This is a genomic window from Micromonospora sp. D75 (assembly GCF_018070405.1).
Taxonomy (GTDB): Bacteria; Actinomycetota; Actinomycetes; order Mycobacteriales; family Micromonosporaceae; genus Micromonospora; species Micromonospora chalcea.
In genome coordinates this window covers 1-9,289 of record NZ_JAGPXV010000191.1, presented here as the reverse complement: position 1 = coordinate 9,289, position 9,289 = coordinate 1, and the positions used below count along the sequence as shown (strand labels likewise).

The window sequence follows — 9,289 nt, the reverse complement described above, 5'->3', positions numbered from 1 at the left end:
GGACGATGTGTTTGCGCCCCTCGTGCAGGGTCAGCTCCACCTGGGCGGTTTTGCCGAGCGTGTCGACCAGCTTGAACCCGTCGACCTTCACCGGCCCGTCCTCCAGCTCGACGCCGGCGGCGAGGCGCTTGCCCAGGTTGCGCGGGATCGGCCCGGCCACCTCGGCGAGGTAGGTCTTGAGCACCTCGTACGACGGGTGCATGAGCTTGTGCGCGAGGGTGCCGTCGTTGGTGAGCAGGAGCAGGCCCTCGCTGTCGGCGTCCAGTCGCCCGACGTGGTAGACCCGCTGCTCCAGCCGCGCGCCGATGAAGTCGGCGAGCTCGGTGCGGCCCTTCTCGTCAGCCATGGTGGTGACCACGCCGCGCGGCTTGTTCATCGCCACGTAGACCAGGCGGACGTCGGCCTGGAGCCGCTCCCCGTCGACGACGATCACGTCGCGGGCCGGGTCGGCCTTGTCGCCGAGCTGCGCCACCCGCCCGTTCACGGTGACCCGGCGCCGGAAGATCAGGTCTTCACAGGCGCGCCGGGAACCCACCCCCGCGGCGGCGAGCACCTTCTGCAGGCGCTCGGCGCCCTCGTACACGGGGGCGTCGGGCTTCGGGGCACGGTCATCGCGTCGCATCGGCAAGCTCTTCTACGTCGTCGGGAAGGAACGGGGCCAGGGGCGGCAGGTCGTCCACCGAGTTCAGCCCCAGCTTCTCCAGGAACATGGTGGTGGTCCGGTAAAGGTAGGCGCCGCTGTCCGCTTCGGTGCCGCACTCCTCGACCAGGCCGCGACCCACCAGGGTACGGAGCACCCCGTCGCAGTTGACACCCCGGATGGCCGAGATGCGCGAACGGGTCACCGGCTGCCGGTAGGCGACCACGGCGAGGGTCTCCAGCGCGGCCTGGGTCAGCCGCACGGACTGCCCGTCCAGTACGAACCGCTCGACGTAGGTGGCGTATTCCGGCCGGGTGTAGAGACGCCAGCCACCCGCCGCCCGGCGCAGGTCGAACCCGTGCCCGGCGGCGGTGTATCCGGCGGCGATCTCGTCGAGCATCGCGCCGACCCGTTCCGGGGACTGCTCCAGGACCTCGGCCAGGACCAGCTCGCCGACCGGCAGGTCCACCACGAGCCGGATCGCCTCCAGGGCGCCGCGCAGCCAGGACCGGCGCGGGCACCGGTTCCGGCGCGGCCCGCCGCCGTCCCCGCTTGGCGGGTACGCCCTCAGCACCCGCTCCCCCACCCGCCCCCGGCGCCGCGTCCCGCGCGGGCAGGCCGACGTCTCCCCCGGCGTCGTCCGTCCCGGCCTCTCCCGAGATCTTGGTACGGTCCCGCCCTCCGAGGGGCGTCCCCGTACCAAGATCCCCCTGAACCGTGGCGATCTTGGAAGGAATGGGCCCCTCTGAGGGCCCTTCGCTTCCAAGATCCGCCGAGGAATCCGGTGTCGCGTCGAGATCTGCTTCCCGGGAATCGGTGGTGTCCGGGATGTCGGGGTCCGGGTGCTCGGCCGGTGCGTCGGAATCGTCCGGGGCTGGCCGGGGCGGGGCGGGACGCTCCCACGGGGGCACCCATGCGGCGGCCTGGTCGGCCAGGGAGTCGCGGCGTTCCTGGTCGCTCATCCGTTCACTCCTGCGTCGGTGCGTGTTCGTCCGCCGTCTCGCTGGGCACGGCGGCGTCGGATGCGGCATCTGCGGCGACGTCGCCCGGCACGGCGGCGTCGCTCACCCCGGCGCCGACGTCGGCCGGAGCAGCCGCGGCGTCGGCCGGTGCGGCGGGGACGGACGTGGTCGTGGGTTCGGGGCTGCCGGCGTACTCGTCGACTGTCAGCTCGGCCTCGCCGTCGACCGGGCCGGTCCAGCGGACGGTCAGCTCCTCCAGCGCCTGCTCCTGCACGAACGCCACGAGGCCCTGCCGGTACAGCTCCAGCAGCGCCAGGAACCGGGCCACCACCTCGAGCGTCATCTCACAGTCGGCGCAGAGCAGCGAGAACGTGGCGATCCCGGCGCGGCGCAGCCGGTCGGCGATGATGCCGGCGTGTTCGCGGACGCTGACCCGGACCATGTGCACGTGTGCGATGGACACCTCGGGCACCGGTTTCGGGCTCATCGCCTTGACCGCGAGCTTGCGCAGCCGCTCGGGACCGATGCCGAGCACCAGGTCGGGCAGCGCCTCGGCGTACCGGGGTTCGAGCGTGACCGCCCTCGGGTAGCGCCGTCCGCCGACCGCCTCCAGCTCGGCGATGTGCGCGGCGGCCTCCTTGTACGCCTTGTACTGCAGCAGCCGCGCGAACAGCAGGTCCCGCGCCTCCAGCAGCGCCAGGTCCTCCTCGTCCTCCACCTCGGCGGAGGGCAGCAGCCGGGCCGCCTTCAGGTCGAGCAGGGTGGCGGCGACGAGCAGGAACTCGCTGGTCTCGTCCAGGTCCCACTGGTCGCCCATCGCCCGCAGGTACGCGATGAACTCGTCGGTGACCTTGTGCAGCGCCACCTCGGTGACGTCCAGCTTGTGCTTGCTGATCAGCTGGAGCAGCAGGTCGAACGGGCCGGTGAAGTTGTCCAGCCGGACCGTGAAGCCACTGGTCTGCTCGCCGGTGCCCGCGTCGGCGGGCACCACACCGTCGACCTCGGCGGCCAGCTCCGCGGCTACGGCGGGGTCGCCGGCGCCGTGTGGCGGGTCGAGGGGCGGTGCGGTCACCGGGAAACCGTAGACGACGCGGCGGGCGGCCGGCGTGCGCCCTACCGGTCCGCCTGGGCGGCGATGACCTCCCGGGCCAGCTGCCGGTAGTTGCGGGCGCCGGAGGAGGCCGGGTCGAGGGTGGTGATCGGGGCGCCGGCCACGGTGGACTCGGGGAACTTCACCGTCTTGGTGATGACGGTCTGGTAGACCTTGTCGCCGAACGCCTCGACCACCCGCTGCAGCACCTGGCGGCAGTGGGTGGTGCGGCTGTCGTACATGGTGGCGAGGATGCCTTCGAGCTCCAGGTCGAAGTTGAGCCGCTCGCGCACCTTGTCGATGGTGTCCAGCAGCAGCGCGACACCGCGCAGGCTGAAGAACTCGCACTCCAGCGGGATGAGCACGCCGTGCGCGACGGTGAGCGCGTTGATCGCCAGCAGGCCCAGTGAGGGCTGGCAGTCGATCAGGATGAAGTCGTACTCCTTGCGGATGGTGCGCAGCACCCGCGCCAGGGCCATCTCCCGGGCGACCTCGTTGACGAGCTGGATCTCGGCGGCGGAGAGGTCGATGTTGGCGGGTAGCAGGTGCAGCCCGGCCACGTCGGTCTTGATCAGGACGTCCTCGGCGGTGACGTCGTCCTGCATCAGCAGGTTGTAGACCGACAGGTCCAGGTTGTGCGGGTTGACGCCCAGCCCGACGGAGAGGGCGCCCTGCGGGTCGAAGTCGACGAGCAGCACCTTGCGGCCGTACTCGGCCAGGGCCGCGCCCAGGTTGATGGTCGTCGTGGTCTTGCCGACGCCGCCCTTCTGGTTGGCCATCGCGATGATCCGCGCCGGGCCGTGCCGGTCGGTCGGCATGGGTTCGGGGATCGGCTTGCGCATGGTGTACGCGGCCGGGTCGGCGGGGCCGAGATCGGCGCCGAGCGTCGCCTGCTGCTCACGGAGCTCCGACGTCCAGGTCTCGGCACGGTCACCGTTTCCTGCCATGTCCTCGTTGCCCCCTCCCGACGACCACCCGGCGTCGGAGCCGTCCGACGTCCCTCGCGGCGCCGCTGCGCACCCCCGGTCCGTCGCACCTGGAGGCCCGCGCCGATGCCGACTGTACGCCACCGGCCAGCAGCGCGTTCGGTAGCGGGTCGGCGTGTCGGCGGCCCGTCGGCCAGGGCCGGCCACGTCGGCGCTCAGCGGGCGCGCGGATGCGCTGTCGCGTACACCTCGCGCAGTCGTTCCACGGTGACCAGTGTGTAGACCTGGGTGGTGGTCACCGACGCGTGGCCGAGCAGTTCCTGCACCACGCGCACGTCCGCGCCGCCGTCGAGCAGGTGCGTGGCGTACGAGTGGCGCAGCGTGTGCGGGGAGACCGCGTCGGGGCCGTCGACCGGCAGGCCGGCCCGGGCGGCGGCGGCGCGCAGCACGGCCCAGGCGCCCTGCCGGGTGAGCGGGCCGCCGCGGGCGTTGACGAACACCGCGTGGGTGCCGCGTCCGGCCGCGAGCAGCGCCGGGCGGCCCCGGACCAGCCAGGCGCGCAGCGCGTCGGCCGCGTACCCGCCGACCGGGACCAGCCGGGTCCGGCCGCCCTTGCCGCGCAGCAGCACGGTTCCGGCGTCCAGGTCGAGGTCGTCGACGGCGGCGCCGACCGCCTCGGAGATGCGCGCGCCGGTGCCGTACAGGAATTCCAGCAGCGCCCGGTCGCGCAGCGCGCGGGCGGCGGCGTCGCCGGTGCCGTCGGCCGGGCCGGCGGCCTCCAGCAGCCGCAGGACCGCGTCGACGGGCAGCGCCCGGGGCAGGCGGCGCGGCGGCGCGGGCGGGCGGACGTCGCGGCTGGGGTCGGCGCCGGTGAGCCCTTCGCGCAGCGCGAAGCGGTGCAGGCCGCGTACCGCGCTGGCGGCGCGGGCGGCGGAGGAGACGGCGAGCGGCGGGTGGTCGTCGTCGCCGGCGCGCAGCCGGGCCAGGTGGGCCTCGACCTGCGCGGGCCCGGCGGCGGCCAGGTCGTCCACCCCGGCGGCGGCCAGGGTGGCGAGGTAGCGGTCCAGGTCCCGGCGGTACGAGGCGAGCGTGTTCGCGGACAGCCCGCGCTCGACGGTGAGGTGGTCCAGGTACGTCCGGACCGCGCGGCGCAGGGCCGGCGCGGGTTCCGCGCCGGCCGCGCGCACGGCGGCGTCGGTCAGCTCAGCACCTCGTCCAGCGGCAGCACGTCCATGCCGTGCGCCTCGGCGACCGGGCCGTAGACGACCTTGCCGGCGTGGGTGTTCAGGCCCAGTGCCAGCGCCGGGTCGTTGCGCAGCGCCGCCTGCCAGCCCTGGTTGGCCAGTTCCAGGGCGTACGGCAGGGTGACGTTGGTCAGCGCGTAGGTGCTGGTGTTCGGCACCGCGCCGGGCATGTTCGCCACGCAGTAGAAGATCGAGTCGTGGACCTTGTAGACCGGGTCGGCGTGCGTGGTCGGGCGCGAGTCCTCGAAGCAGCCACCCTGGTCGATGGCGATGTCGACGAGCACGCTGCCCGGCTTCATCCGGGAGACCAGCTCGTTGGAGATGAGCTTCGGGGCCTTCGCGCCGGGCACCAGCACCGCGCCGATGACCAGGTCCGCGTCGAGCACTGCCCGCTCGATCTCGTACGCGTTTGAGGCGACGGTCTGCAGGTGGCCCCGGTAGATGGCGTCGGCGGAGCGCAGCCGGGCCACGTTCTTGTCCAGCAGCAGCACCTCGGACTGCAGGCCCAGCGCGATGGCGGCGGCGTTGAGGCCGGACACGCCCGCGCCGATGACCACGGTCTTTGCGGCGTACACGCCGGAGACGCCGCCGGGCAGCACGCCCCGCCCGCCGCCGGTGCGCATCATGTAGAAGGCGCCCACCTGGGGGGCGAGCCGGCCGGCCACCTCGGACATCGGGGCGAGCAGCGGCAGCGACCGGTCGGGCAGCTCGACCGTCTCGTACGCGATGCCGGTGACCTTGCGGTCGACCAGCGCGTCGGTGCACTCGCGGGAGGCGGCCAGGTGCAGGTACGTGAAGAGCACCTGTCCCTCGCGCATCCGGTGGTACTCCTCGGCGATCGGCTCCTTCACCTTGAGGACCAGCTCGGCGGTGTCCCACACCTCGTCGGCGGTGGCCAGGATCTTCGCGCCGGCGGCGGCGAACTCGTCGTCGGTGATGCTGGAGCCGACGCCGGCGCCGGCCTCGACGAAGACCTCGTGGCCGTGGCGGGTGAACTCGTTGACGCCCGCGGGCGTGATCGCCACCCGGTACTCGTGGTTCTTGACCTCGCGGGGGATTCCGACCTTCACGATGCAGACACCTTCCTCCGGGGCTGCTCACCCCCGACTGCGCGGCGCCGCGCCGGCTCCGTTGCCGGCGCGGTACACCGGTCCCGCCGGCGGCAGTCTAGAGCCGTGGGAAGCCCACGGACGGCGACACTGTGACATCCGGTGCCCGCTGGTGCTGACGGTGTGTCAGGCATGGGCCAGGCTGGCCGGTGGAGACGTCATCAGCCGACAGGACAGAGTTCGGTAAATATCCTTCCACGACCGGGGTGCCGGGGCCGACAGGACGCGAGTCGATCACTATTGTGTCCGCTCATGACCACTCCTTACCAGCAGTACCCGCAGGGCGTCTCGGACAAGAGCAAGGTCGTCGCGGGTGTGCTCCAGATCCTCCTCGGCGGCTTCGGCATCGGCCGGTTCTACATGGGCGACACCAAGACCGGTGTCATCCAGCTCATCGTCACGCTCGTGACGTGCGGCATCGGCGCGATCTGGGGCCTCGTCGACGGCATCCTGATCCTCGTCAACGGCGGTGTCGACGGGCAGGGCCGCCCGCTGCGCGACTGACCACCGCAACGGAAAGGGGCCGCCCGGCGCACAGCGCCGCGCGGCCCCTTCGTCGTCGGTTCCCGATCAGCGCGGCAGCGGCGCCTCCGGCCGGCGCAGCTCGGTGAAGCCGGTCTCCCGGGCGCGGGCCGCGGCGAGCAGCCCGGCCACGCAGGACGCGTTGGTGATCTCACCGGCCAGCACCATCCGCACCGCCTCGTCCAGGTCCACGCGGACCACCTGGAGGTCGGCCTCCTCGTCGTGCCGGTCGTGCCGCTGCTCCGCCGGCACCTCGGCCAGCTCGCGGGCCAGGAACACCCGGACCACCTCGTCGGAGAAGCCGGGCGAGCTGTGCAGGTCCACGAGCACGTCCACGCGCGCCGCGGTCAGGTCGGCCTCCTCGGCCAGCTCCCGCAGCGCCGCGGCGGCCAGGTCCTCGCCGCCGACGTCCATCAGCCCGGCGGGCAGCTCCCACAGGTGCCGGCCGACCGGGTGCCGGTACTGGCGGATCAGCACCACCTGACCGGCGTCGTCGAGCGCCACCACGGCGACCGCGCCGACGTGCCGCACGTAGTCCCGGGTCGCCTCGCCGCCACCGGGCATGGTGACGTCGTCGCTGACCACGGAGAAGATCCGGCCGGACCAGATCTGGCGGCGCGCGGTCACCTCGTACCGGTGCTCGACGCCGCTCACTTGGCCTGGGCCTTGGCGCCGCCGCCGCGGCCGGCCTTCTTCGCCGCGCCGTCCAGGTCCACCGGCAGCTGGTCGGCCTGCGAGTACGCCACGGCGGCGCCGACGAACGCGGCGAACAGCGGGTGCGGGCGGGTGGGGCGGCTCTTCAGCTCCGGATGCGCCTGGGTGGCCACGAAGAACGGGTGCAGGTTGCGGTCCAGCTCGACGAACTCCACGAGCCGCCCGTCCGGCGAGGTGCCGGAGATCGTCAGCCCCGCCTTGGTGAGCTGGTCCCGGTAGGCGTTGTTCACCTCGTACCGGTGGCGGTGCCGCTCGCTGACCTCGGTGCTGCCGTACGCCTCGGCGACGATCGACCCCTCGGCGAGCTTCGCCGGGTACGCCCCGAGCCGCATGGTGCCGCCGAGGTCGCCGCGGCCGGCCACGATGTCCTCCTGGTCGGCCATGGTGGCGATGACCGGGTGCACGGCCTCCTCGTCGAATTCGAGCGAGTTCGCCCCGTCGAGGTTGGCCAGGTGGCGGGCCACCTCGATGGTCATGCACTGCAGGCCGAGGCAGAGGCCGAGCAGGGGGATGCCGTTCTCCCGCGCGTACCGGGCGGTGCCGACCTTGCCCTCGATGCCGCGTACGCCGAAGCCGCCGGGGATGACGATGCCGTCGACGCCGGACAGGGCGGCGGCCGCGCCGGCCGCCGTCACGCAGTCGTCGCTGGGCACCCACTTGAGCTTCACCCGGGCGCGGTGGCCGAACCCGGCCGCCCGGATCGCCTCGCTCACCGACAGGTACGCGTCGGGCAGGTCGACGTACTTGCCGACGAGCGCGACGGTGATCGTGTGCCGCGGCTGGTGCACCCGCTCCAGCAGGTCGTCCCAGCGGGTCCAGTCGACGTCGCGGAACGACAGGCCGAGCCGGCGCACCACGTACGCGTCGAGGCCCTCCCGGTGCAGCACCTTCGGGATGTCGTAGATGCTCGGCGCGTCCGGGGCGGCGGTGACCGCCTCCCGGTCGACGTCGCAGTACAGCGACAGCTTCTCCTTGACCTTGTCCGGAATCTCCCGGTCGCAGCGCAGCACCAGCGCGTCGGGCTGGATGCCGATGCTGCGCAGCTGCGCCACCGAGTGCTGGGTCGGCTTGGTCTTCAGCTCGCCCGACGGCGCCAGGTACGGCACCAGCGACACGTGCAGGTAGAAGCAGTTGTCCCGGCCCAGGTCGTGGCGGATCTGCCGGATCGACTCCAGGAACGGCAGCGACTCGATGTCGCCGACCGTGCCGCCGACCTCGGTGATCACCACGTCGGGCACCTGGCCGTCGGCGTCCGGGTCGGCCATGCCGCGGATGCGGGCCTTGATCTCGTTGGTGATGTGCGGGATGACCTGCACCGTGTCGCCGAGGTACTCCCCGCGCCGCTCCTTGGCGATCACCGCCGAGTAGATCTGGCCGGTGGTGACGTTCGCCTTGCCCGAGAGGTCCCGGTCGAGGAACCGCTCGTAGTGCCCGACGTCGAGGTCGGTCTCGGCGCCGTCCTCGGTGACGAAGACCTCGCCGTGCTGGAACGGGTTCATCGTGCCGGGGTCGACGTTCAGGTACGGGTCGAGCTTCTGCATCACCACGCGCAGTCCGCGCGCGGTCAGCAGACTGCCGAGGCTGGAGGCGGTGAGGCCCTTACCCAGCGAGGAGGCGACGCCCCCGGTGACGAAAATGTGCCTGGTCGTCCGTGCTGTAGGGGCCAAGGCCTGCTCCCGTGTCGTCCGTAGCGGTCGTGCGAACCGCCGTGCCGATCAGACAAGTGATCACGCGATCCACGGGATTCCACGGTAACACCATCCGGACCGTGAGCCGGCGTCGCACCCGCTGTCGGCGCACGTGAGGCCCGTGCCGGCCCTCGTGCGGCGCTCTTCCGTGCCCGTCCGGGCCCTTGATCGACACCACCCCGCCGATGTGGTGCCTTCCGCAGGGCCTTGACCCCGCCACCTCCCCGATCTGGCGAGGGCGCGGCGGGGGGCGGCACGCCCGCGGGGCAGCGCGGGCCGGATCAGCCGGCGGGGACCTCCGAGGAGGCCGGGGTCGGCTGTGCGGGGACCCGCGCCCCGGCGCCGGGCGATGCGTTCGGCGTTTCCGTGCCGGCCGGGCCCTGCCGACCCGGTC

At 72.8% G+C, this 9,289-nt stretch carries 8 protein-coding genes and 1 pseudogene; 1 reads left to right on the top strand and 8 read right to left on the bottom strand.

The window, feature by feature from the left end; genetic code table 11:
* The 6 genes and pseudogenes from KBX39_RS14060 to ald form a co-directional block, all read right to left on the bottom strand.
* Positions 1-622: pseudouridine synthase (locus KBX39_RS14060; RefSeq protein WP_210870951.1), on the bottom strand; the 622-nt coding region annotated here is incomplete at its 3' end.
* Positions 609-1,602 (bottom strand): annotated as a pseudogene (gene scpB / locus KBX39_RS14055) (SMC-Scp complex subunit ScpB). The pseudogene scpB and the gene KBX39_RS14060, both read right to left, overlap by 14 nt.
* 4 nt (positions 1,603-1,606) lie before the next feature.
* Positions 1,607-2,674, bottom strand: a complete 1,068-nt coding sequence (locus tag KBX39_RS14050) for a ScpA family protein (protein ID WP_069089181.1) — start codon at positions 2,672-2,674, stop codon at positions 1,607-1,609.
* A gap of 41 nt (positions 2,675-2,715) precedes the next feature.
* Positions 2,716-3,639 carry a ParA family protein gene (locus KBX39_RS14045; protein WP_013285595.1) on the bottom strand — a complete coding sequence of 308 codons (924 nt, stop codon included), beginning with the start codon at positions 3,637-3,639 and terminating at the stop codon, positions 2,716-2,718.
* Positions 3,640-3,833: 194 nt separating this feature from the next.
* The gene (locus KBX39_RS14040; protein WP_064446394.1) at positions 3,834-4,805 is read right to left on the bottom strand and encodes a tyrosine recombinase; all 972 of its coding nucleotides are present in this window, start codon (positions 4,803-4,805) and stop codon (positions 3,834-3,836) included.
* 11 nt (positions 4,806-4,816) lie between these two features.
* Complete coding sequence (gene ald / locus KBX39_RS14035) at positions 4,817-5,932, bottom strand: alanine dehydrogenase (RefSeq protein ID WP_064446395.1); 1,116 nt, start codon at positions 5,930-5,932, stop codon at positions 4,817-4,819.
* 171 nt (positions 5,933-6,103) lie between these two features.
* On the opposite strand from ald, the gene KBX39_RS14030 reads away from it, so the two are divergent.
* Positions 6,104-6,475 (top strand): TM2 domain-containing protein, encoded by a 372-nt coding sequence (locus tag KBX39_RS14030; protein WP_082930962.1) that lies wholly within the window; start codon positions 6,104-6,106, stop codon positions 6,473-6,475.
* Positions 6,476-6,541: 66 nt separating this feature from the next.
* On the opposite strand, the gene KBX39_RS14025 is transcribed toward KBX39_RS14030, so the two are convergent.
* Positions 6,542-7,147: an NUDIX hydrolase gene (locus tag KBX39_RS14025; protein WP_043324895.1), complete on the bottom strand. Its 606-nt coding sequence runs from the start codon at positions 7,145-7,147 to the stop codon at positions 6,542-6,544.
* Positions 7,144-8,874, bottom strand: a complete 1,731-nt coding sequence (locus tag KBX39_RS14020; RefSeq protein ID WP_043324896.1) for a CTP synthase — start codon at positions 8,872-8,874, stop codon at positions 7,144-7,146. The genes KBX39_RS14025 and KBX39_RS14020 overlap by 4 nt, the downstream gene beginning before the upstream one ends.
* Positions 8,875-9,289: the final 415 nt, after the last annotated feature.